The sequence below is a fragment of the Leptospira inadai serovar Lyme str. 10 genome (assembly GCF_000243675.2).
GTDB lineage: Bacteria > Spirochaetota > Leptospiria > Leptospirales > Leptospiraceae > Leptospira_B > Leptospira_B inadai.
On record NZ_AHMM02000025.1, the window covers coordinates 554,800 to 576,154 of the forward strand.

The window sequence follows — 21,355 nt, forward strand, 5'->3', positions numbered from 1 at the left end:
CATAAGAGAAAGATTTTATTCCTGGATAAGATCGTGAGTTGTCATAAACAAAGTTCGATTTTTTGCGCGTGAGTCGTATTTACTAGCGGATCCGAGAAAAATGTTTAAAACGTAAAGGTCATCCGTCGCTCGGCTAAGCCTGTTATGAATGTAAGATCGCCAAACTTAGCCGCTATATTCTTGAAATTCCGAAAAAATCCCGGAGGTCCGAGTTTTTATCGTTTATCTTCCAGAGGAATCCATCCAGTACATAGTGAGTAAACTGCGGGAGAAAGAACAAAGGTACGAATATAACTTCTAAGCCTTTTCCTAGTCCGGTTTTTATCAGTGAAGCGTTTCCAAAAATTTCGGAATGATCTTTCCAAACGAACGTATCCCAAAGCCATTCCTCGGAATAGGCGAATAATAGGAGAGTAGCGGCGAATACGATAATCCCGGTCGTCGTATTTGCGAACGCCTTATAAAAAAAGGATGAGAAATTTTTTCTTCTATATTTTCCATAATAGAAAATTAGGGCCATGTATGGAACCCCGTGATTGACTACGTTAGTAATCGTAAAACTTAAATCGTCATTTAAGGCAACGATACCTACGTACCAAACTAAGGCTGTATTCAGCAGGAGCAGATTCTTGGGCCAGGAAATACTTCGAATCTTTATGAAAGTATAAATTAAAGATAATAAATATACGATGATCCAGGACCAATACAAGTAAAGAATCAGATTCGCCAATAAAGAATTCGGTAGGGGATAAAAATCGCCGTCCATAAACCATTCGAAATTACGCCCGTTAGGAACGACATGCCAATATAGGATTGGAAGCACCGTGATAATATACAGAGTCAATTTATCCCAGCTAAACGGGAATACCTTATAGTGAAACGGTTCTTTGCGAGAGTAAAGAGCTAAAAATCCGTATTGCTGTCTGATAAAATGAAATACTGCCAGATACGCCATAGCTCTCCAAAAAACCAGTTTTCCGAACGAATAGATGGTTAAAGCCGACAGAAAGCAAAATAAGGGTGTCGCCGCCAGCAGAAATCTTCGTTCTTGCCATTGTTGACGATCGAAATAGGCTCGAAATAGCGTAGAATAAACGTGGGAAACATCGAGGCCGGGAATTAAGATCAACCATAGCCAAGGCGGGAGGGCCTGACCGTTGGTCCGGGAAGATCCGGCACCCGATACTAAAGGCAACTCAACCCAATGGACAAGAAGCGCGATAAGTACCGCCAAAATTCCGGGGCCGATAATCCAAAGAAGGTCGAATCTTGCCGAGAAGATCCATGAATGGGCGATCTTCGAGTCGGCGTTCAACTTTCCTTACCTAGCCGGATCATAGTTTTTTTGAACGCCTCGTGCCCGCGAAACAATGATTCCTCAAAGATAGAGAGACCGCTTAGATCAGAATGAGCAAAATGCAATCCATCATGGGAGATCGCTAATTTTTCGCGGATGCCGCTCCAGAGAAATTTCGGAATCGGACGAATCATCGCGTGGGCGTATGTCATAATATCCAATTTCGAGACGAGAGATTCTATATTAGGATGCGGCTTTTTCAAATCCAGCAGGATTTGATCTTTCCAATCGTTCCAGGTCTTTTCGAACATGAGCCGACGAGAGGAAACGGTGTCCTTTCCTCCGAAAGCATGATAATACGTAAGGACTGATTGGGGTCTTTGTGCCTTAAGATCCTGGTGAGTGGATACTACATATCCGAGTCCGGCGCCCTTATAAATGACATTCTCCCATGCAGGTGGATGGCCTTTTCCTTCCGGAACTTCTTCGACGAAAAGATTCGCTACCAACCAGGGAGAGTATTGTAATTCGTTTAGGAAGGGATCTCGTTCTCCTAAGACATATTTTCGAGTAAACGAAGGAAGAGCATACACTACCTGATCGGATACGTAATTCGTAATCGTTTGGGAGACATTATCATAAACGGTGGTTTCCCATTTTCTCGAAGACTTTACGATTCTTTGGACTAATTGAGAAGTTCGAATATGATCCTTTGATTTAGACCTAAGTTTCTCCATCAGAAATCCGTTTCCTTCCGGCCACGTTAAGACGCTGGGAAATTCTCCCTCGTCGTGGGGACGGGAACAGAAATAATGAAGGCCGGCCCAAGCGGAGATGCTTTCCGAATTTCCGCCATAGTCGTCTCTTACGCAATAATCGGCGTACCATAGAATTTCCGGAGAATGGATGCCTTCCGATTTCAGATAGTCAGTAAAGGAAATCGTATCCAGTTTTAAAAATATCGGATCTCTCGAAGATAAGTCTATCGGAATCGTAAACGGTTTTCTTCCGTCACGTCCGGTTTGATTCTTCCAGAAAGTAAGTAGACGTTTAAATTTATATTCTTGCTCGTCAGGTTCACCCGAACGACGAGGGAAGAGTCCGGCCTGCCATCTTCCTTGATAGAAAAGGCGTTCATCTGGATCGAAACAGAGCGAAGTTTCGGAATAAATCGGGTCTCCATTGGATTCTTTTCCGATGACGAGTCCGATATCTTCCAAAAATTTTCGGACAAGTACCGCTTCCTTACCTGGCTGAGGAAGGTAATGAGCGCCCCAAGGAAATTTGAATCCGGAACGTTCTTCATAGCGAGAGTTTCCTCCAGCTTCCTTTTCCAAATCCAAAATGAGAAAATCATCGAACCCCGATTTTTTGAGATAATATCCCACCGAAAGACCCGATATGCCTCCGCCTGCAATCAATACTTTGGTCCTAATCGAATCCGTCTTTGAGCTCGCAGCATAAGAAGAGTCGCGAAGTTTATGACCTAGATTTTTGTCCGGTCCGAGGATGGAGCCTTGGATTGGACGTTTACGAATCTTAAGAATTCCGGCAAGTCCAAGAAGGCTAGCGCAGGCAACGAGAGTTGAAAGGAATACTTTTCTAGAAAAAACGTCGGAATTCATATCGAGCAATCGTATCTTATTTAAACGGATCGCAAGTGCAAGGAAAAGAAAGAAAGTTTCCGGATTGTCCTTGGCATTTGATACGGAGCGTAAAAATTTCCCGTATGGCGCTTCTCCTAGATTTGGATAATACTCTTTTCGATTCGGTTGGTATTTACGAAGCGACTATTAAAGGATTGGAGAAGAATGCAAGGGAATTCGGATTCAAAAATTCCGATCAATTCCGCCGATTCTATAATGCGGCGCGCTCCGAAACGAAACGAGATCTGCCTAAGAGTCCGACCAATCAATTAAGAATACTTTATTTTAAGAAAATGTCGGAATCCCTCTTTGGGAGAACGGAACCTAAATGGGTGCTACAATTGGAGGCTACATACTTTCGATATTTTCTAAACGGCATCAAGGAATGGAAACTTAAGAACAAGAAAGACTTCGATAAAATCCTACGCCTTCTTACTCAAATAGCGGAGAGTCGGGATATAATCCTGCTAACGAACGAGAATCTTAGGACTCAGATCTTGAAATTGACGGTTCTATTTCCGAAATCCTTTCCTTATAAACTGATGACTTCCCAAGAAGCGGGTGCGGAAAAGCCTGCCCGTATCATTTTTGAAAAGGCCATGGAATTCGATTCCAGAAAGAATCGTTCTACATATATGATCGGCGATTCGTTTGAAGGCGATATCGAAGGGGCGCTTCAGTTCGGAATCGATGCCATTTATATTCGCTCCATCTTTCGAAATAAAAAGGCCGGAAATATCATAATGGAAAAGAAGATCCATAAGCTTGGAGAGTATTGGGAATCTCCTAGTTTGGAAGCTGGATTGAATTTTATATTAAGTCTCGATTCGGGTCGCGTGATTACTCAATGAATCGTTATTTTTTCGGAGTAGCGCGAATAAGGTGAGATTGATATTTACTTTTCGAAACGTTATTCGCCAAATTAGGAGCGCAAAAAAATAAAAGGTTTTCTTCAACGGTGCGCCGATCTTGGACGTCATCCCGGAGATCGACGCAATCGGTTTTAACATCACAAACTCTACGGAGGAGAACCCGCATTGTTCGGCGAGTAATTTCAGGGTTCTTTCCGAGTAATTATTTATATGGTCTTTTGCTTCAAGGTAGTGATTCTCCGGTTTCATTCCGAAAAACAGAACTTTCAATCTGGCTTTGATCAGTTGAACGGGAAAATTGGGCGTCTGTAAAAATAGGAATCCATTCGGTTTCAATAACGAGAATAAGTATTCGATCAAGCTTCGAGGTTGAGGGATATGTTCGATCACGTCCCAAAGGGTTATGATATCAAAACTTGCTTTAGGCAGGTTACTACGTTGAACGATACCGGAGTGAACGTTTTTTAAATTGTTTCTATTTTTGGCATAATCGACGGCTTTCTCGGATACATCGTAGCCGATAGCTTCCCATCCGGGTCTATTGTCGTTGATTGTTTTAATAAAAAAACCTAAACCGCAGCCGACGTCTAAGATTCGCCCCCGGTCGGAAAGTAGAAACTGATATATAAAGTTTTTGTAAATTTCGCGGTGAGCTATATCCCACCAGGTTAGGTCATAACCTATTTCTTCACCCCAATACCATTGATAATGTTCGTCCTGTTTGAATGTGGAAAATACGTGTCCGCAATTGGAGCAGCGGACGATAGGAATCCCTTTTTCGATAAAGAGTATAACGTTTTTTTCATTTCCACACAAATAACATGTGCGATTCATCGGTAGTATCATGTTAGTTTGCCTAACTATTCGGATTTCAACTCTTATATTCCAGCAAAAAACAAGGGGCACTTCGAGCTTTTTCGATTTTCTTGTCGGGGAACAAAATCAAGCATGGATAAAACGGTACATATTCGGAGATAGGAGTTCCCCTTGGCTAAAGTTCAGTTCACGAAAATGGAAGGAATCGGTAACGATTACATTTATATCGACGCCACTAAGAATGAACTCATATTGAATCCGCAGCAAATTCAAAAGCTCTCGGATCGAAACTTTGGAATCGGAGGGGATGGTGTTATTTTCATTCGAAGCTCGTCTAACGGTGACTTCCGGATGGATATGTATAACGCGGATGGTTCTTCGTCCGAGATGTGTGGAAACGGAATTCGCTGCGTAGCGAAATACGTTTATGATCACGAATTAACGAAGAAGAAAAATCCTGTGATCGAGACCGGCGCCGGGCTTTTAGAAGTCGATTTGACCGTCGGTCAAAATAATAAAGTAGAGCTGGTTTCCGTCGACATGGGCAAGCCGATTCTTGTCCCGGCTCAAATTCCGGTAAAATGGAAGAATGAAAGCCCGATCGTCGAGCAAAATCTGGATATTGCCGGTCAGAATTTAAAATTCACGGCAGTTAGTATGGGCAATCCTCATTGCGTAATTTTCGTCGATGATCCCGATACGTTCCCTGTGAGAGAAATCGGTCCGCTGATCGAAAACAAAACCGAACTTTTTCCGAAAAGGGTAAACGTAGAATTCGTGAGTCTACGGGGAAAAGATCATTTGTACCAAAGGACTTGGGAAAGGGGTGCAGGGGAAACTCTAGCTTGTGGGACAGGTGCCTGCGCCGTTATGACTGCATCTCACTTGAGCGGTAAAACGGGGAAAGACGTTCGAATCGATTTAAGAGGAGGAAGCCTCAGAATTCAATGGCTCGAAACCGGCCATGTGCTTATGACTGGACCGGCAAAAGAAGTATTTACCGGAACGATCGAGATTTAGGCTTCCGCGTACTGGCCTTCCATTAGCGTCAACATTCTCTTACGTACTTCGTCGGATAATCGCTTTAGATTCTCCTCCAAGGGACCGGTTAAGTAGGAAGTGTGATCGATTTTTTCTCCGTAAACTACTTTAACTTTCTTGTATATTGCTCGCTTCTTGATTTCGCAAACGTCCTTCGGCATGCCCATAAAGCTACGTACGATCGGCGGAATCGGTATATCGGAATAATTTTCCTCGATCGGTATGATCACACAAGGGAGAATATCGACTTTATTACGAATCGAGAACGCCGCAAAGCCTTCATGAAAATCAATCATAGGCTTCTTGAAATCGTTCCGAACCATATAGTCATGACCTTCGGGAAAAATTCCTAATACGTCTCCCCGCTTAAACACCTGTTGAATCATTTTAATCGAAGCTAGAGAAATTTTTCCGTCCACCGACATCGGAATTCCTCCTGCTATCTTAGCAAGATCCTTAAAGATCGGAATTCTGAAAGTGTATTCGGCGGCAACCCAAGATATAAACCTCGGGAATGTATAAGAAAGGATGAACGGATCCATATCCGAGCGATGATTACAGACTAAGATTAACTTTCCCTTAGAAACGATGTTTTCCGTACCATAGGCGGTGATATTTACCGCCAATCCGATAAACGGCGCGACGAAATTTCTAATTGTAAGATAAGCTTTTGCCTCTTTTTCCACGGTTCGGATTCCTTATTAAGAGACTAATCCCCCAAAAATACGTTCCACCATTTCTTATCCGAATCGTTCGGATTTTGAATGCCGGATTGAGAGTCGTTCGGGTTTTTTTCCCCTAACTGTGGTCTCCCGTACTCCCGATGCTTTCTCCGAGGTTGTATTGAGGCGAGATTTCTCTTCATCTCCTCATACTCCTTCTGAGCTCCAGCATTGGAACGAATATAATTTCGAATCTCAGCCCATTCAGGGTCGTGTTCGTTGCCGTAAACGGCATAGTTCATCAGATCAATTTGATCGAACTCAGGCATAACTTTCCTTTCCATCAGCGGGAATAGAAGCGGGCTTCGGTTTTCAGCATTGCTTCCACCCGAACCTTTCGCATGTTTGCCCAGGAAAATACTATGGCAACAGTTTTAGTAAATTTCAAACCGGTTTTTCCGATTCAGTACAAGAAAAATCTCTCGGCTTGCACTGAATTTGGGACCTTGATTTTCCGAATCTAGAAAGTATGGAGAGAGAAAATCTCCCCCGTTTTAACGGACATAATCCGTCGGAACCGGAAGATAGAAAAAATAAAAGTGCGGCGAAGAACGACAGCAGGATCATTCCTTTCCCGACCCTTCCCGGTAGGAATTTAAGAAAGATCCGCGAATTGTACGAAATTCTCTTCGATTCGAACGAAAGGCGTTAGTTTGAGAAAGGTCCATTCTTTCGCAGCTTAGTTATGCCCGGATTTTTGTTCAGGTGTTTTAATTTTTTTAGGAATAGTAGATGTGCTTCGTGTATTTTAGGAAAGATCTATTGGAGCCGCAGGCGATGGTCGTGATCGATTTTCATGGTTAGAATAGATTTCTAAGAAATTCTAGATACTCGTTTTTTTTCGGATCGGATGGCGAGGGTGACCAACTCGCAAATTCCTTATCCGTTTGAGGATCATAAGGACCTGATTTTCCTTCGAAACAAATGCATTCTTGAGAAAGACATACGACGGTATGGTAGACTCCCGGCTGAATGTCTATACCAAAAACCGGTCCTTCGGAACTCAACACGTGTTTTTCTTGGATGCTGCCGTCTTCGTTAAAGAGAATGAAACCCAACCTCCCTCGTAAAACTAGGAATGTTTCCGGCTTCGGAGGATTTTTGTGTCGATGGACTTGGATATACGTTTCTCGGGTGAGAACGTTCAAGAAACGTTGGTAAGGTTCGGAGAGTTCGTGAAAATTTCGATTCACCCTGCGTCGTGGTGAATTGGAAGCGTCCTGTAGAAGTTTCTGGAATAGCTCCTCGTCGATGAGCTGTCTATTGAGCGGGTGCAAGTTGCAGTTTATCTTCGCAATAGGCGATCAGATATTCTTTACAGGCAGTGCAAGTTTCCGCGGCTCCGCAGGCTTTAACTACGTCGCGGTAATCCTTTCCTTCGGAGATTGCAGTTTGAACGATTGCCTCAAACTTAACTTGGGCACAATGACACTTTTCCATCTATTAAATCTCAGTCCTAACTAATGCTATCGTTTTTGAGACTGAGTATAGATGTCAAGTTTTACCGAAAGAATAAAGAGAATTTAGCTCGATTTTCCGGAAATTATGTCACTTATTTAGATTTTAGCCACCGTAAAAACAGTTTCAGGAGCGTATTCAGTTCCGCTTTTTAAAAGGTATCGTAAAAAGAAAATGGAAGGAACGATTATCCCGAATTGAGAAAGGAAAAAAAGTGGCGCGCCCTGAAGGATTCGAACCTCCGACCCTTTGATCCGTAGTCAAATACTCTATCCATCTGAGCTAAGGGCGCGGATGCAGCTAGAAAAGCTTTTGCTCCAAGAGAGCTAAATGCTCTTCCGGGAGTTTCGGGACCAGTTTTTTTCCCTTAGAGTAATTGTATAGCAAGAAAACGGAAAGGCCGATGTAGACGCAGATACCGGCTAAATGAGAAATATTTCCCAACCAAGATCCTACCCAAGGAATCCAAGAAAGAATCCAAGATAAAAATACGAATCCGATAAAATATAAAGTATTCAAAAAGGAAAGCTTCGCGTGCCGCAAAACTTCCGGTTGCTTCGAATAAAATGTGAAACCGATTAGCCAGTTTCCGAATAAGGGGAGAGTTATTAAGTAAACTCTGAAGGTTTCGGAGTTGAGAAACTCCTTTGCCTGATTCAGGTAAGGTTTGGAAAGTACAAGGAGCTTAGCCTTGAGTTCCGCGAATTTTTCCGAGTATCTTTCGAACTTCATTCTCTATTTCCGGGAAGAAAGGTAGTACGTAATTTTTACCTTGGTAGGCTTGTATTGCACCGATTAAACTGTATATCGTAAGTAGCGACCAAGCGATATAACTTAAGAAATCGGTGACGACAGGATTCGCTTTAATTAATTTTAAGATAGTACTCAGAATCGGGAATTCACGTAAAAACCAGACTACTAAATACAAAAATACGAATCCTGAATTTAGCTTCATCGCTTGCACAGCATGAAACCGGCAAATTTCCTGTCGTTTTCTAAAAAACCAAGGTAAGACCCAACCGAAGAAGGGTATGTAAGAAATTGCCGCGAATGAATTGGGATAATCGTCCCCTTGTAAGAGGCGTTTTAAATCTTCCAGGAATTCCCGGGTATTGAATCTCTGGGACGACATCTATGCATTTACCTAGAAGACTAAAAGGAAAGGATGGAACATTCGGAGACGCAGGGATTCGAACCCTGGGTACAGGTTACCCCATACGACAGTTTAGCAAACTGCTCCTTTCGACCGCTCAGGCACATCTCCATTCGTTCCGATCCGGAGAAGGTAGGATTCGAACCCACGGTGAGTTTCCCCACGACGGTTTTCAAGACCGCTGCCTTAAACCACTCGGCCACTTCTCCGGTTAAGGAATACTTTACTGACAAGAAGGGGGACCCTGTCAAGGTGATTTACTTATGGGTGCGGAAAAGAACCGTTCGATGGGTCTAAAAAAATCCGCTAGAAATTCGGAAACTGGGAGAAGGAAAATTTTTCTCGCTCGCGAAGTCTCGGATATCCTCGTTGAAAAGTGGGTGAATCTTGGAACTGCAATCGCCCATCTGGACGGGAAAACCGTTTTTGTTAAAGCCGGAATTCCGGGTGAATTCGTTAAAATTAAAATCGAAAAAGAAACATCTTCCCTGATTTGGGGAACGGTGGTATCGGTAAGTCGCTCCGCACAGTCTCGTATTTCAAGTGATTGTGCTTCGTTTCCGGAATGTGGCGGTTGTTCTTATCGTCACATCTCCTATGAAGAAGAACTTAAAATCAAAGAAGAATTATTATTAGAAACTTTAGAGGGAATCGGTAAGCTTGATCGCTCGCGCATTCCGGAATTGAAAGTATTGACCGGACCTAGCGACGGTTATCGTAATACTGCGCAAATTAAACTTAGGAAATCGGGTCAGTCGCTCATTGCGGGTTTTTTTAAGGAAAATTCGAATACGCTTGTGGAATTTCCTGCTGATGGTTGTAAACATCTGCCAAGCGAGATGAACGAATACGTTAAAACTTCTTTGGAAAAGAAAATAAGGAAAAGCCCGGTCAAGGGACTCGGACTTCGATTTTCATCGGGGGAAGTGATCGAATACAAGGAAGAGGCGGTCGATATCGGTCCGTATCTGGACGAGCGGATACGATGGAAAATTCCTCCCGGCGGATTTACCCAAGTGAATCGATTTCTAATCGAACCTTGGTTAAGGACGATTCGATCCTGGATTCCGGAAAAATCAGGGACAATCCTGGAGCTTTATTGCGGCGCCGGGCTCATTAGTTTATCAATATCTTCTAAAATAACAAAACTCTTCGGTTTTGAATTGTCGAAATCGTCGGTCTTGAACGCTCGCGAGAATGCGAAACGATCCGGTAAATCGAATCTTGAATTTCAGACATTGAATTTAGAACGGAATTTTCCGCCACATGAAGTCGCTTCTCAAGCCTCCATTTGGATTTTGAATCCTCCAAGATCGGGAGCTTCCAAAAAAGTATTGCAGGCCATAGAACAATATAAGCCCCCAACCCTTATTTATTCCAGCTGCAATCATACGACCTTGGCCAGGGACTTGAGGGAATTGACTTTAATCGGCTACCGAATTAAAACTATTGTTTTGGTGGATTTCTTTCCGAGAACTCGGCATTTTGAAATTTTAGTTCAAACAATACGATAGAAATATTAAAAATCATGCATAATCTAATTCGGAATAATGATTCCGAATTAAAATTTCGTTCATAATCTCTCTTTCCCGGAACCGGATAAAAAGAGGGAATGCTTGACATTTGCTCTCGATGAGGAGTAGAATATGCCTTTAATGGAATATCGACGAATACCCATTCGGTTGCGCGAGTTCATTGGAAAAGAAGAAAGTCAGGAGCTTGTGAATGCGATAAATTCTGCATTTGCACGACACGAACGAAATATGCGAGTAAGGTTGACCGATACGTTTGAACGAAAACTTCTGCGAGAATCCAGGTTGGTCCATAAAGAGATACAAAATTTATATTCTGAATTGTCGGGAATCCGAACCGAACTTCGGACCGAAACGACGAGCCTGAGACTAGAAATTGCAGCTCTAAAGTCCGAAATGTACCGTCTTATAGCCAATCAAACGAAATGGATTTTAGTAGGCCTCTCGGCTGCGGTGGCTCTTTTGCCGATTTTGGAGCGGATTTCTTTTCGAATTTTTTAATAAAAACTGCTTTTAAAAGCCTACTTGAGACGGGGGAATTGAATTAGATCGAGGTTTCCCTCCGGTATTCGTATGCCAATCATAGATGACACAGAATTTCTTTCTAGAAAATCGACCGACTCGAATCATAAGTTAGGTGACGCATTGCAAGGCTTTTGGATAGAAAACGAAATTTGCTTTTCCATTGCCGGCGGGGGATGCAAGGCTTTTTACGGGCTCGGAATCGGACACGAACTAAAATCTTGGGGACTGAAGCTCACGCAAGTCTCGGGAGTTTCCGCGGGAGCCGCGATGGTATTGTGTTTATTATGCGAATCGGAGGAAGAGTCGGTTGCATTTTTCGAGCGGATTGTTCGAAAGAATCCTCGTAATTTCTATTTTACGAAATTGTTTAGCGATGAACGCGCATTTCCGCATGAGGAGATGTATCGACGGACGATCCGATTCGGGATGGATTTCCCTAAGATAATAAAATCGGGGGCTAAGGTTTATATTCATACGATTCGCGCCTTTCCGAAACGTGATTCATTAAAAAATACGTTTAGATTGGCTCGATTGATCGCGGAAACCGGCAAAGCATTTTTGGAAGATGAACGGGACCGAAGTCGCGGTTTGCATACGGAGCGCACCTTTCGAGTTCTCAGAAATTGGAATATGAAGGAGGTATTGTACACCGAAGCCGACTTTCATGATCCGAATACGATTGAACAGATTATTCTGAATTCCTCTTCCATACCTCCGGTCGTTTCATTTCAGAAACATGGAAAGGAATATTATTTGGACGGCGGATTAACCAATAATCTGCTGTTAGAAACATTTCCGCCTAATTCGAAAGTGATCGGAGTTCATTACGAACCGACTACGCTCGTGGGAAAAGATCGTCATTTGCTGGATCGTTGTCTTTTAATGACTCCTTCACGACCGCTTCCAATCACTTCCTTTGATTATACGAACGCCAAAGGAGTTCGTGAAACGTACGAATTGGGGAAGAGCGATGCGCTAAAAAACAAAGGCAGAATCCTCGAATATCTAAAGAAAAGTTGGGTTAAACGTGCGGGAAAATTTCGTTTGAACTCGTAAATTTAGAACTGCGCGCAAAATGGATTCGATAAAGTTTTCTTCTTAAAGATTTATGCCGTTACTTGCCCATACATGTCGTCATGCAACTGCTCGATTGAAAAAAGAAATACTCGTGTAATTCATCCTGTTCTTATTACCGGACAGAATTCGGATTCGTTCTTGAAAATGGATAGAAAACCGGATCAAGGAAAGAGATTTTGTTCTTTAGGTCGATTCCGTGAATAAAAATCAATCCATTATTTCCGTAAAAAACGTAAGTAAAAAATTCAAAGACGTAATTGCTGTGAAGGATCTTTCGTTAGAAATCGGCAAAGGCGAATTCGTCGCCTTGCTCGGTCCGAACGGCGCAGGAAAGACCACGCTGATAGAAATGTTGGAAGGCATTCAACGGCCCGATTCGGGGGAAATCACTCTCTTAGGAAAAACTTGGAAGAGCAATGAAACTTTTCTAAGAGGCAGAATCGGCTTAGCCCTGCAAGAAACAAGATTCATGGATCGGGCAACGGTATGGGAAACGCTTAAATTATTCGGAAGCTTTTACAAAGTCGGCGAATCTCGCATGGTTGAAATTCTTCGACTCACCGATCTGGAAGAAAAAAAGGAAACGTACGTAAATAGTCTGTCCGGGGGCCAGCGACAAAGATTAGCTTTGGGTGTCTCCATCATGAATAAGCCCGAAATTCTTTTTTTAGATGAGCCCACCACTGGATTGGATCCGGGTGCGAGACGGGATATTTGGAGAATCTTGGAAGATCTTAAAAAAGAAGGGACTACCATGATTCTTACGACTCATTATATGGAAGAGGCGGAAGTCTTGTGCGAGAGAATCATCGTAATGAATAAAGGGGTAATCCTAGACCAAGGGAGTTTGTCCGACTTGCTCGGAAAGTTGGGCGGGGGAGAAATCGTTCGGTTTACCCTGGAAAACGGGCAAAATCCGGAATCCTTTCTTCCTATATTAGGAAAATCTAAGTTTTTCTGGGAGGGGGATACGAAGCAAGGACGGGTGTTTGTGGATAAAATTACGGAGTATCTACCTCTTATGTTGGATTCGTTCTCGAAATCGGGAATTTCCTTAAAAGAATTAGAATGTCATAAAAAAACTTTAGACGATCTATTCCTTTCGATGACGGGAAGAGGTCTGGAAGAATGAAGCAGATTTATCATTTAGTCTCTATTCAGTTAAAGGAATTTTACCGGGAACCCGGCATTATTTTTTGGGCCTTCGTATTTCCTATCGCAATAGCAGGAGTATTAGGGTTAGCTTTTACGACTCACGGGGTGCCGGTCGCGAGAGTCGCAATTATCTCCTCCTCTCCGAACGCGGCGATTCTTAGTCAAAGAATTGAAACCGCATTTGCAAAAACGGAGGATGATCTACACGGATTGGGGGTGATTAACCCGATTTTACTTTCGGAGGACGCCGCAATCAAAGCGTTGAAGCGCGGTGAACTAAATTTACTGGTGAAAGAGCTGTCTAACGGAAATTTGGAATATTCTTTTGATCCTAAAAACGCCTCTGCCCAACGGGATTACCTTTTACTTTCGAACGCGTTATTTGCGGAATCTAAGAGCAAGGAAGTAAATTCTTCAATTCGAACATTAGATTCGAAGGGGACAAGATATATAGATTACCTAGTTCCCGGTATGCTTGCGATGGGCGTAATGAATTCTTGTTTATGGGGTGTGGGTTGGAATCTCATAGAGATGAGGATGAAAAAGTTGCTTCGGCGAATGTCCGCGACGCCGATGAACAAACTCGGATTCGTTTTATCTTTCTTTTTTACGCGGCTTATCGTTACGATTCTGGAATCGATTATCTTTCTTTCTTTTACCTTTCTAGTATTCGATAACGCTTTCATAGGTTCCGTTCCGGGCGCTGTTCTCATTTACTTAACGGGAAATTTTACGTTTGCTTGCATCGGAATTTTAGTTGGTTCGCGAGCTCAAAATTCGCAAGTGGGGAACGGTTTGGTAAATGCCGTGACCTTTCCCATGATGGTCTTATCCGGTATCTTTTTCAGTTATAAAAATTTTCCGGATATTGTTCTCCCGTTCGTTAAGAATTTGCCTCTTACATTGATGGCGGATTCTTTGCGAGCTGTATTTATCGAGGGTGCCGGTTTGATCGAAAGTTTACCGGCCTGCGGTTTACTATTTTTATTCGGTGCGGTTTTTTTGACATTCGGGCTTCGTATTTTCCGATGGTCCTAAGATGTTAGATTCAAATTCCGACTGGAAACAGTGGATTTACGAAAGAACCGCTAAACCTTTTTTATTGAGCTTAGATCCTGAGATCGCGCATTCGATCGCCCACCGAACGCTTAGGTTTTCGACGAAGGTGCCTATCTTATCCTCCGTACTCGAGAATCTGACATCTTATTCTAGTGAACGACTAAAGACCAAGGTTGCCGGGCTGGAATTTGAAAATCCTGTGGGTCTTGCGGCAGGGTTTGATAAGACGGGTGAACTGTATCCATTCTTATCCGGAATGGGATTCGGTTTTATAGAAGTCGGAACGATTACGGGTCAACCGCAGGCAGGTAATCCGAAACCGAGAGTTTTTCGATATCCGGAAGACCAAGCGCTTATTAATAGAATGGGATTTAATAATCCGGGAGCGGATAAAGCCGCAGCTACGATCGGCGCTCAACGGAAGACCATTATAAGAGGAATCAATGTAGGAAAAACAAAGGTCGTTCCTGAAGATAAAGCGGTGGAGGATTATTTATATTCGATCCAAAAATTATCGTCGTTTGCGGATTATCTCGTAATTAACGTTTCCTCACCGAATACTCCCGGATTAAGAAATTTTCAAAAACAGGAAAATTTATTCAATCTGATGAATGGAATTCGAAATGGACTGGGAGGAGAATTTCCCTCGCCGACATTCGTAAAATTCGCTCCGGATTTAGAAGAGAGAGATTTCGAAGAAATTATGGAATCGGTTCCCGATTTACGAATTTCGGGAGTTATATTGACGAATACGACGATTGATAAGAGTGTTATAAAAAAATTTCCGAATGTGGAACTAGAAGGGGGAGTTTCGGGGGCGCCTCTTAGAGCAAGGTCAACAAGATTTGTCAGACTAGCGTACCAAAAATTACGGGGAAAAATCCCCATTATCGGGGTGGGCGGAGTCGATTCCGGCGAGGCCGCTTTGGAAAAAATTCTTGCCGGAGCTGACCTAATTCAAGTTTATACTGGTTATATATATCAGGGACCTCTATTACCCAGAAGAATTCTAGAGTATTTGGACAAAACCGTCAAAAAATTTGGGGCAAAATCAATTTCTGAAATTGTCGGACAAGGTTCTTTATAATAGAATCTTACTTTTCTTCCACGAATTAGAGGTCAATACTGTCGATAGATGTGAGTCTTATCGAGAATGCGCTGTACTGCATGAATGATATAAATGTGGGAAAGAAAAATGAAAAAAGATACTAAGAAAAATTTAAACTTTTCTGCCCTTCTGTCATTGTGTATTTTCATCATTCATTGTCCCAAATCGAAGAATGATAATCAAACTATGGAGCTTTTGCTCGGGTTAAAAATAGCCGACGATATTCGTTATCATTGCGATCCTAGTGATAACGTTCGAACTTCCATTCCAAGCACCCCCCAATATACGACTACTTCTCTTACCTCTTCATACAGCGCGTACGCTTCTACGTACGCGAACGGAATCGGCACCATCTATCTAAACGGCTACGATTCTTGGAGCGGACTGGGGCGATACAATCCGATGGCGATTTTATATGCCGCGCAGAACCAGACGAACGTAAATGCTATCATGATGGGTTACTGGACAGCTGTCGGGGCTTTCGGAGAAACGGAAATCATCAAGAACGAAGGGGGAGGTGGTTATTCTTCGACGACAGCGTTTCCTGTGGGTTCTTCCCCTAGCTATTCTGCGCCCGGTTCGGGCTACGATAACTTCGGCGCTAACAATCAGCTTAGAAGTTATCTAGTCACGACTGCATCTGCTCCGTCTTCCCCGGTATCCGGATGGAAGGTAGTGAATAATATTCAGCAAACTTGCGAAGAATATAAATTTCGACCCGAACAAGGAGGAATTTTTGGAAGTTCTCTAACCGGTATGAGCAAAGTTTGGCAATCCCGAAAAAGGCTGAACATTCGTTTTATAGAAGTGAATAATGGTGTGAGTCATGTATTTACGAATTCCAGTTTTTTTACAGGATTGGTCGGTTCCAATCCACTTACGAATCGTTTAAAACAAATCTTCGGTCAAAATTCGGTCGGAATCGATTTAACATTTTCATACTATCAATACGATGCGGCTTCCTGCGGAGACGTAAGCAATGGGAATCGATTCAGTATCTCGGATATAACAAATGATTCGGCCACTTCTCCGACTAACTGTTCGCTCGCAAAATTATACACTACGTCGTCGGCTGCGCAAGATGCCAACTCCCTGAATATATTCTTTATATCAGAACTTTCCGCTAATGTTAATTCCTCTCTACGCGACGGCCTCCTCGGAATTTCGGCGGGAATTCCGGGCTTACCGGGAAAAATAGGTACGCCCAAATCGGGGATGGCCGTTTTTATAGAAAACCATCGATCATCCGGCTTGGTTGGAGCCGATTTATCGAGCACGGATCAGACCTTTCTTGCAAACACGATTGCACACGAAGGATCGCATTTTTTGGGACTGTATCACCCTGCCGAAATCGATCAATCGTCGCAAGTGTACGTGGATCCGTTACCGGAAACTCCCGAATGCCGTAATCCGGGTTCTAATGGCAAGCTTACGATTAATAATTGTTTGGGTACGGGTTTTTATAATTCAGGAGCTCTAAATCTTATGTTTCCTTTAGGAAATGCAAGTGTCGATCAGTCTCAGTTAACGGGAGAGCAGGGATGGGTTCTTCGTTCGAATCCATTGTCTTATTGATAGGGAATTTATGAAAAAGAAATCTACCTCGCTGGCTATTTTGATTCTTTTCCTTTCCTCGGGAATATTCGGTCAGGCTCTCGATCTTAAGCTAAAGGATAAGATTCGAGAAATCGTAAGCGAGACTGGACATCCCGAAAGAGACAATCAATACGAAAGGATTCTGAGCCTGGCATCGAATCCTCTTCCTTATCTGACTTCCCTATTAAGAGATGACGGTGTTCGAAATTACGAACGTAAGGCGATTCTTGATTTTATCGGTCGTCTCCAAACTGACGATGCGGCAACCGCATTGGAAAAGATCGTAGCGGATGATACGGTTCATTCCTCGGTTCGTAATTCAGGCCTTATTTCTTATACCCGTAATTTCAGCGAAAAAAATCGGTACCGTGTAACGAATTTTTTGGGGGGTTTAAGGAATAATTCCATTATAGGGAAAAATTCGACTGACCTTTTGAATAAGGTGAATAACGGCGAGTTCAAAAAGAATGATCCGAATTATAAGGTCAACCAATCCAAAGGTTCCGGTAAACCCGATTTAACGAATATTCCCGGAGCCTTTCGCAAATAAATTTACGGTTCGTCGATAGGTTTACATTTTCCTTTATCGTCCCATTCGGCCTTCCAGTTGGTCGAATTCACTTCCTTCACTAGACGAATAACGAAATCGGAGCAGATAATCTTCGATCCATTTTCAGTGCTTTCATATTCGCCCTCATAGCGGAACCAGAATTGCTCTTTATTCAAGGTAGCATTTTGGCCGAACTCCGGCATGCTGAGACGAAGCGAATCGATGGATTTACCCGCCCTTCCCCTATCTTCATTAATAGCGTCTTCGATCAATTGGTAAGCTTCTTTTTTACTCGGGGGTTCCTTACCTGCTTCGGTAATCGTAACGGATCTGGCCAAACCGATATCCGAGAAGATCCAGCCTTTGCTTCTAACGAATTGAAAAATAACTCCGACGGGAGTTTTTGTGACCTGTCCTTCTTTCTTTCGCGAAGTGAGAAGAAAAGAAAATTTATAGCGAACGTCGGGAAGAGCATTTTCTTCCGTAGAATCCCTTTCGATCAATTTAGGTTTGCCGACTGACTCAACATTAAGAATTTTATCTCCCGGAAATCGCGTGGACCATTGGGCTTGTAATTCTTTTTTTGCTTTTTCCTCATCGGGAGGGCCGGCCACTTGAGCCGAGATGTACAAGGGCATTGACAGAAGTAGGATTGCTCCTGCAGTAAGAAGTGCCTTTGACATAGCCCGGAATTTGTACCCCTAGGAAAGATCCTTGTCAATGAAATTCCAATTTCCGACCCTTCCAGAAAGGGAGGAGTAAGTTTGAAATTGATTCATCTGATTCGACATTCTAAATCCGATTGGGATACTCCTTTTTCCAACGATGAAGAACGTCCGCTTTCGAACAGAGGAAGAAAGAACGCGAAGATGCTTCTTACTTATTTATCCAAGATTTCTTTTTCCGTGGACGCAGCGATCGTTTCCAGTTCGGAAAGAACGAAGGAAACCTTTCGCATTTTAAGTAAACTAGGCGCTTTCTATAAAGAGTTTCGATTCTCCGAGGAAATTTATGAAGCGAACGGTTCGGAATTACTCGGAATTTTGCGCAGTTTAGGTTCGAATATGGAAAGTGTATTATTTATAGGTCATAATCCAGGACTAGAATCCCTTGCCGAAACTCTGATCTTGAAAAGCGAAGCTAGAACATCTTCTCTTTTCGTAAAATTTCCTACATCAGCCTTCCTCTCTCTCTCGCTGGATTCGAATGATTGGAAAGATTGCGGAAAAATTCCCTGTCAAATACAAAGGTTTTGGATACCATGAGTCAATCCTCTTCCGATGCTCAAGATCTTCCTCTTAAGGTTCTGTTATCTCATGAAGAAATTCGCGCCAGAGTCGTGCAGTTGGGAAAAGAAATCGCATCCGATTACTTCGGTAAAAATCCCGTCTTTATTTGTGTACTTCGTGGGAGCGTTTATTTTTTTTCGGATCTTACTAGACGGATTCCTTACCCGATCGAAGTGGACTTCCTGCAAGCGAAGTCCTATATTGGGAAGGATTCTAACGGAAAAGTCGAATTAATAAAAGACCTAGATTCGGATATTACCGATCGTCATGTGATCATCGTAGAGGATATCGTCGATACCGGTCATACCTTGAAGTTCCTGATCCGGCATATACTTGCTCGCAATCCTAGCTCTTTAGAGATAGTTTCTCTTCTATTTAAGGAAGGAGCTGAGACTGTGGAATATCCGGTTAAGTACATCGGCTGGAAAATAGGAAAGGAATTCGTAGTCGGTTACGGTCTGGACTTCGATGGAAAATTTAGAAATTTACCCGACATTCATATTTTAGAAGACTGAGTCGTCATTCATATCGTCCAGGAATTTGAATCCCTTGCCATAGCGAGTGTTATCCGCTCAAAAATGAAAAAATAAAGGAAGAAGGGAAGACCAATTTTCAAAAATGTCTTTTTTGTAAGGCTTTCGTTCGTAGTTTAGGAATCAAAAAAGGATCAGGATTGCGGAAAAATGGATCACAATTCCCTCAGTCTTCTAACTGATATAGCCTTAAGCATCATTTTTGCTACGCTATTTTCCCATATAGCAAAACTGTTTCAGCAACCACTAATCCTAGGGTATGTATGCGCCGGTTTGGTGATCGGACCCTTATTCGGACCGATGATCGACGCTAAATTAGGGATCGGTTACGTTCATAGTGAAGAAAGCATAGAACTGATATCGGAGATAGGTTTAATCCTTTTATTATTTATCATCGGATTGGAAATCGATTTAAAGGAACTTGCACGAATGGGGCGTTCCATGTTTGCGCTCGGGACAATTCAATTCTTTGTCGGAGCGGTTCTAGCTTGGTTTGCCTTTAAAAAATTCTTTCCTACCGGAACAGGTAATTTCGATCTTTTGTACTTTGCGATAGCATTGTCGTTAAGTTCTACTATGATCGTCGTCAAATTACTTCATGATAAATTTGAAATCAGTACAATACCGGGTCGTTTAACCATCGGTGTTTTGGTTCTTCAGGATATTTGGGCTATCTTATTTATGGGGATCCAACCGGATCTCCAGGATCCTAGAATTTTGAACGTAATGACTTCCTTGCTGAAAGGTTTAGCGCTGGTGGGCTTCGCTTTTGCGATAAGCCGTTATTTTCTTTCGCGACTCTTTTTGTTTGCGGCGGCTAAACCGGAACTCATACTCATTACATCTATAGCTTGGTGCTTTCTACTATGCGGAATCGCCGAAAAAGCGGAACTTTCCAAAGAAATGGGGGCTTTGATAGCCGGAGTAAGCATTGCCGCATTTCCGTACGGAGTCGATGTGATCAGCAAACTCTCCGGGATTCGGGATTTCTTCATTACTCTTTTCTTTGTCGCCCTCGGAATGAAAATTCAAGCTCCGACTTCTACCGACCTTTGGATCGCAATTCTGGCCGTCGGTTTCGTAATTTTAAGTAGAGTCATCATCGTTGCACCCACAGTCTTTTTTTCCGGCAAGGGATTAAGAGCGGGAATTATAGCAGGATTGAATCTGGCTCAAATTTCGGAATTCTCCTTAGTGATTCTGGCCTTAGGAGTCCAGAAGGAACATATCGGAAAAGAACTACAAGCAACGGTCTTGACCTCGATGATTTTAGCTTCGATCGTCTCCACGTACGTGATCTTGTTTAATGATAAAATTGCGAGGGGGATTCTTTCAGTTTTATCCGTCTTTGGTGTTCGAGAAACTAGGGAGCCGTTGGAATCCCAAGTTACCGGCGATCCAAAGCGAGATATAGTGCTTCTTGGATATTTTAGGATAGCACAGGGGTTGATAGAAGGAATAGAAAGAGATCGACCTTCTTGGTTGAAGCGAATTCTCGTAGTGGATTTTAATCCCATTTATAGGCAGACCCTCGAGTCGAAAGGAATTCGTTGGGCGTACGGCGATTTAGCGCATCCGGAGAGTTTGCATCATCTGGGAATCGAAGAGGCGCGATACGTGGTTTGTACGATTTCCGATATGATACTAAAAGGAACCACGAATCGACGACTATTGGAATCCTTAAAGAGCATTTGCCGTCACCAACAACCGGAGATTATTTTAACTACGGATGATCCGAAAGAGGCGGAAGTTCTTAGGAATAAAGGAGCTTCGCATGTGGTCATTCCCGGCAGACTCTCGGGTTTTTCTTTGTTTGCGGAATTAAAGGAGATGGTGGAGGATTCTAAGGGAAAAACTAGGGTAAAGCCTTCGCTCAAAAAGGAAAAGTCTTCGTCTAAAAAAAGGACGGTCGTACGGAAATGAGAC

The 21,355-nt window shown here is 42.8% G+C and carries 23 protein-coding genes and 3 tRNA genes; 13 read left to right on the forward strand and 13 right to left on the reverse strand.

The features are described 5' to 3' along the window. Window positions 1-172: 172 nt before the first annotated feature. Window positions 173-1,315: a membrane protein gene (locus LEP1GSC047_RS18295; RefSeq protein ID WP_010416345.1), complete on the reverse strand. Its 1,143-nt coding sequence runs from the start codon at window positions 1,313-1,315 to the stop codon at window positions 173-175. Beyond that, the gene (locus LEP1GSC047_RS18300; RefSeq protein ID WP_010416342.1) at window positions 1,312-2,922 is read right to left on the reverse strand and encodes an NAD(P)-binding protein; all 1,611 of its coding nucleotides are present in this window, start codon (window positions 2,920-2,922) and stop codon (window positions 1,312-1,314) included. The genes LEP1GSC047_RS18295 and LEP1GSC047_RS18300 overlap by 4 nt, the downstream gene beginning before the upstream one ends. A gap of 35 nt (window positions 2,923-2,957) precedes the next feature. Between LEP1GSC047_RS18300 and LEP1GSC047_RS18305 the strand changes: the two genes are divergently transcribed. Beyond that, window positions 2,958-3,794, forward strand: coding sequence for an HAD family hydrolase (locus LEP1GSC047_RS18305; RefSeq protein WP_010416339.1), 837 nt, complete (start codon window positions 2,958-2,960; stop codon window positions 3,792-3,794). Here the strand turns inward: LEP1GSC047_RS18305 and LEP1GSC047_RS18310 are convergent. Next, the gene (locus LEP1GSC047_RS18310) at window positions 3,759-4,649 is read right to left on the reverse strand and encodes a class I SAM-dependent methyltransferase (RefSeq protein WP_052580735.1); all 891 of its coding nucleotides are present in this window, start codon (window positions 4,647-4,649) and stop codon (window positions 3,759-3,761) included. The two genes, LEP1GSC047_RS18305 and LEP1GSC047_RS18310, sit on opposite strands and share 36 nt — an antisense overlap. A 153-nt stretch (window positions 4,650-4,802) precedes the next feature. On the opposite strand from LEP1GSC047_RS18310, the gene dapF reads away from it, so the two are divergent. Continuing rightward, complete coding sequence (gene dapF / locus LEP1GSC047_RS18315; protein ID WP_010416333.1) at window positions 4,803-5,651, forward strand: diaminopimelate epimerase; 849 nt, start codon at window positions 4,803-4,805, stop codon at window positions 5,649-5,651. Here dapF and LEP1GSC047_RS18320 read toward each other — a convergent pair. The 9 genes from LEP1GSC047_RS18320 to LEP1GSC047_RS18365 form a co-directional block, all read right to left on the reverse strand. Continuing rightward, window positions 5,648-6,358 (reverse strand): lysophospholipid acyltransferase family protein, encoded by a 711-nt coding sequence (locus LEP1GSC047_RS18320; protein WP_010416331.1) that lies wholly within the window; start codon window positions 6,356-6,358, stop codon window positions 5,648-5,650. The genes dapF and LEP1GSC047_RS18320 overlap by 4 nt on opposite strands. A gap of 23 nt (window positions 6,359-6,381) precedes the next feature. Continuing rightward, window positions 6,382-6,663 (reverse strand): hypothetical protein, encoded by a 282-nt coding sequence (locus LEP1GSC047_RS18325; protein WP_010416329.1) that lies wholly within the window; start codon window positions 6,661-6,663, stop codon window positions 6,382-6,384. 531 nt (window positions 6,664-7,194) lie between these two features. Then, window positions 7,195-7,671 (reverse strand): WbuC family cupin fold metalloprotein, encoded by a 477-nt coding sequence (locus tag LEP1GSC047_RS18335; RefSeq protein ID WP_010416325.1) that lies wholly within the window; start codon window positions 7,669-7,671, stop codon window positions 7,195-7,197. After that, window positions 7,655-7,834 (reverse strand): hypothetical protein, encoded by a 180-nt coding sequence (locus LEP1GSC047_RS18340; RefSeq protein WP_010416321.1) that lies wholly within the window; start codon window positions 7,832-7,834, stop codon window positions 7,655-7,657. The genes LEP1GSC047_RS18335 and LEP1GSC047_RS18340 overlap by 17 nt, the downstream gene beginning before the upstream one ends. A 233-nt stretch (window positions 7,835-8,067) precedes the next feature. Then, a tRNA-Arg gene (locus LEP1GSC047_RS18345) sits at window positions 8,068-8,144 on the reverse strand. A gap of 8 nt (window positions 8,145-8,152) precedes the next feature. Continuing rightward, window positions 8,153-8,584 (reverse strand): hypothetical protein, encoded by a 432-nt coding sequence (locus LEP1GSC047_RS18350; protein ID WP_010416318.1) that lies wholly within the window; start codon window positions 8,582-8,584, stop codon window positions 8,153-8,155. Then, complete coding sequence (locus LEP1GSC047_RS18355) at window positions 8,538-8,984, reverse strand: magnetosome magnetite crystal formation protein family (protein ID WP_010416315.1); 447 nt, start codon at window positions 8,982-8,984, stop codon at window positions 8,538-8,540. Before LEP1GSC047_RS18355 ends, LEP1GSC047_RS18350 begins: the two co-directional genes overlap by 47 nt. Before the next feature lie 43 nt (window positions 8,985-9,027). Then, window positions 9,028-9,116: transfer RNA gene (locus tag LEP1GSC047_RS18360), tRNA-Ser, on the reverse strand. 13 nt (window positions 9,117-9,129) lie between these two features. Continuing rightward, a tRNA-Ser gene (locus LEP1GSC047_RS18365) sits at window positions 9,130-9,214 on the reverse strand. Between the two features lie 78 nt (window positions 9,215-9,292). Here LEP1GSC047_RS18365 and LEP1GSC047_RS18370 point away from each other — a divergent pair. From LEP1GSC047_RS18370 to LEP1GSC047_RS18405, 8 genes are all read left to right on the forward strand, one after another. Further along, entirely contained in the window at window positions 9,293-10,519 is a 1,227-nt protein-coding gene (locus tag LEP1GSC047_RS18370; protein ID WP_010416312.1) for a class I SAM-dependent RNA methyltransferase, read from the forward strand. Between the two features lie 141 nt (window positions 10,520-10,660). Beyond that, window positions 10,661-11,038: an LA_3696 family protein gene (locus tag LEP1GSC047_RS18375; RefSeq protein ID WP_238325613.1), complete on the forward strand. Its 378-nt coding sequence runs from the start codon at window positions 10,661-10,663 to the stop codon at window positions 11,036-11,038. 72 nt (window positions 11,039-11,110) lie between these two features. After that, window positions 11,111-12,118 (forward strand): patatin-like phospholipase family protein, encoded by a 1,008-nt coding sequence (locus LEP1GSC047_RS18380; protein WP_010416306.1) that lies wholly within the window; start codon window positions 11,111-11,113, stop codon window positions 12,116-12,118. 217 nt (window positions 12,119-12,335) lie between these two features. Next, a complete protein-coding gene (locus LEP1GSC047_RS18385; protein WP_010416303.1) occupies window positions 12,336-13,271 on the forward strand; it encodes an ABC transporter ATP-binding protein in 936 nt (311 codons plus the stop codon). Next, complete coding sequence (locus tag LEP1GSC047_RS18390) at window positions 13,268-14,332, forward strand: ABC transporter permease (RefSeq protein ID WP_010416301.1); 1,065 nt, start codon at window positions 13,268-13,270, stop codon at window positions 14,330-14,332. The genes LEP1GSC047_RS18385 and LEP1GSC047_RS18390 overlap by 4 nt, the downstream gene beginning before the upstream one ends. Window position 14,333: 1 nt before the next feature. Then, on the forward strand, window positions 14,334-15,440 hold the full coding sequence (locus LEP1GSC047_RS18395; protein WP_010416299.1) for a quinone-dependent dihydroorotate dehydrogenase: 1,107 nt from the start codon (window positions 14,334-14,336) through the stop codon (window positions 15,438-15,440). A gap of 108 nt (window positions 15,441-15,548) precedes the next feature. Then, entirely contained in the window at window positions 15,549-17,036 is a 1,488-nt protein-coding gene (locus LEP1GSC047_RS18400) for a hypothetical protein (RefSeq protein ID WP_068872775.1), read from the forward strand. Between the two features lie 10 nt (window positions 17,037-17,046). Beyond that, a complete protein-coding gene (locus LEP1GSC047_RS18405) occupies window positions 17,047-17,607 on the forward strand; it encodes a hypothetical protein (RefSeq protein ID WP_010416297.1) in 561 nt (186 codons plus the stop codon). A 2-nt stretch (window positions 17,608-17,609) separates the two neighbouring features. Here the strand turns inward: LEP1GSC047_RS18405 and LEP1GSC047_RS18410 are convergent, their stop codons facing one another. Continuing rightward, window positions 17,610-18,290, reverse strand: a complete 681-nt coding sequence (locus tag LEP1GSC047_RS18410) for a hypothetical protein (RefSeq protein ID WP_039935499.1) — start codon at window positions 18,288-18,290, stop codon at window positions 17,610-17,612. 81 nt (window positions 18,291-18,371) lie between these two features. On the opposite strand from LEP1GSC047_RS18410, the gene LEP1GSC047_RS18415 reads away from it, so the two are divergent. The 3 genes from LEP1GSC047_RS18415 to LEP1GSC047_RS18425 all read left to right on the forward strand — a co-directional run bounded on the left by LEP1GSC047_RS18415 (window position 18,372) and on the right by LEP1GSC047_RS18425 (window position 21,352). Next, window positions 18,372-18,872 carry a SixA phosphatase family protein gene (locus tag LEP1GSC047_RS18415; RefSeq protein ID WP_010416293.1) on the forward strand — a complete coding sequence of 167 codons (501 nt, stop codon included), beginning with the start codon at window positions 18,372-18,374 and terminating at the stop codon, window positions 18,870-18,872. Next, the gene (gene hpt, locus LEP1GSC047_RS18420) at window positions 18,869-19,411 is read left to right on the forward strand and encodes a hypoxanthine phosphoribosyltransferase (protein ID WP_010416290.1); all 543 of its coding nucleotides are present in this window, start codon (window positions 18,869-18,871) and stop codon (window positions 19,409-19,411) included. The genes LEP1GSC047_RS18415 and hpt overlap by 4 nt, the downstream gene beginning before the upstream one ends. Before the next feature lie 168 nt (window positions 19,412-19,579). Next, entirely contained in the window at window positions 19,580-21,352 is a 1,773-nt protein-coding gene (locus LEP1GSC047_RS18425) for a cation:proton antiporter (protein ID WP_010416287.1), read from the forward strand. Window positions 21,353-21,355: the final 3 nt, after the last annotated feature.

Bases quoted from the DNA above. Each gene is read 5' to 3' on its own strand.
- LEP1GSC047_RS18350 (WP_010416318.1), bottom strand. From the start codon at position 8,584: ATGAAGTTCGAAAGATACTCGGAAAAATTCGCGGAACTCAAGGCTAAG.
- LEP1GSC047_RS18395 (WP_010416299.1), top strand. From the start codon at position 14,334: ATGTTAGATTCAAATTCCGACTGGAAACAGTGGATTTACGAAAGAACC.
- LEP1GSC047_RS18370 (WP_010416312.1), top strand. From the start codon at position 9,293: ATGGGTCTAAAAAAATCCGCTAGAAATTCGGAAACTGGGAGAAGGAAA.
- LEP1GSC047_RS18325 (WP_010416329.1), bottom strand. From the start codon at position 6,663: ATGCCTGAGTTCGATCAAATTGATCTGATGAACTATGCCGTTTACGGC.
- LEP1GSC047_RS18400 (WP_068872775.1), top strand. From the start codon at position 15,549: ATGAAAAAAGATACTAAGAAAAATTTAAACTTTTCTGCCCTTCTGTCA.
- LEP1GSC047_RS18340 (WP_010416321.1), bottom strand. From the start codon at position 7,834: ATGGAAAAGTGTCATTGTGCCCAAGTTAAGTTTGAGGCAATCGTTCAA.
- hpt (WP_010416290.1), top strand. From the start codon at position 18,869: ATGAGTCAATCCTCTTCCGATGCTCAAGATCTTCCTCTTAAGGTTCTG.
- LEP1GSC047_RS18355 (WP_010416315.1), bottom strand. From the start codon at position 8,984: ATGTCGTCCCAGAGATTCAATACCCGGGAATTCCTGGAAGATTTAAAA.
- LEP1GSC047_RS18310 (WP_052580735.1), bottom strand. From the start codon at position 4,649: ATGAATCGCACATGTTATTTGTGTGGAAATGAAAAAAACGTTATACTC.
- LEP1GSC047_RS18425 (WP_010416287.1), top strand. From the start codon at position 19,580: ATGGATCACAATTCCCTCAGTCTTCTAACTGATATAGCCTTAAGCATC.
- LEP1GSC047_RS18300 (WP_010416342.1), bottom strand. From the start codon at position 2,922: ATGAATTCCGACGTTTTTTCTAGAAAAGTATTCCTTTCAACTCTCGTT.
- LEP1GSC047_RS18380 (WP_010416306.1), top strand. From the start codon at position 11,111: ATGCCAATCATAGATGACACAGAATTTCTTTCTAGAAAATCGACCGAC.
- LEP1GSC047_RS18375 (WP_238325613.1), top strand. From the start codon at position 10,661: ATGGAATATCGACGAATACCCATTCGGTTGCGCGAGTTCATTGGAAAA.
- LEP1GSC047_RS18405 (WP_010416297.1), top strand. From the start codon at position 17,047: ATGAAAAAGAAATCTACCTCGCTGGCTATTTTGATTCTTTTCCTTTCC.
- LEP1GSC047_RS18390 (WP_010416301.1), top strand. From the start codon at position 13,268: ATGAAGCAGATTTATCATTTAGTCTCTATTCAGTTAAAGGAATTTTAC.
- LEP1GSC047_RS18410 (WP_039935499.1), bottom strand. From the start codon at position 18,290: ATGTCAAAGGCACTTCTTACTGCAGGAGCAATCCTACTTCTGTCAATG.